Source organism: Undibacterium sp. Di27W (assembly GCF_049340345.1).
Taxonomy (GTDB): domain Bacteria; phylum Pseudomonadota; class Gammaproteobacteria; order Burkholderiales; family Burkholderiaceae_D; genus Undibacterium.
On sequence record NZ_JBMPOS010000104.1, the window covers coordinates 1 to 429 of the forward strand.

1 protein-coding gene is annotated in these 429 nt (G+C 41.7%); it reads right to left on the reverse strand.

Annotated elements, in window-relative coordinates; translation table 11 throughout:
* Positions 1-48 precede the first annotated feature (48 nt).
* The gene (locus tag ACO0LF_RS31490; RefSeq protein WP_423021350.1) at positions 49-285 is read right to left on the reverse strand and encodes a hypothetical protein; all 237 of its coding nucleotides are present in this window, start codon (positions 283-285) and stop codon (positions 49-51) included.
* Positions 286-429 lie beyond the last annotated feature (144 nt).

The following is a 429-nucleotide window of genomic DNA, read 5'->3' on the forward strand; positions in this document are numbered from 1 at the left end:
TATGTGCCTAATTCCGTGTTGGATAGTAGTGACAATTATCTCAGGAACCTAATTTAAGTAGGAGATGCCAATGCGCGGTAATTGAGCATCGTATGTCCGGTTGGGGAAATAGCAGCCAGGCATCTGCGACTTTTGCTTTTTAGGTTGAATAGGCGCAACAAGATTTTCTGGGAAATAGGGAGCTTGTATCGCCGCATCATTTAATTTCAAATGGCATGAAATCGCACTCAATTCTGATGCCATTGGGTGAGCCTTTGAAGCTGGGTTGGTCAAATATGTAAGCATGATTTCCTAATTGGTATAGTGTATCTAAGCGTTGATTATGCTTCTATGCTGCATATTCCGACATCAGCACAAGTACAACGAGAATGTAAGATATAGATTACGCGAAAAAGAAGGACCAATATGGTCCCTTAAACCGACACCCTA

Bases quoted from the DNA above. Each gene is read 5' to 3' on its own strand.
- ACO0LF_RS31490 (WP_423021350.1), bottom strand. From the start codon at position 285: ATGCTTACATATTTGACCAACCCAGCTTCAAAGGCTCACCCAATGGCA.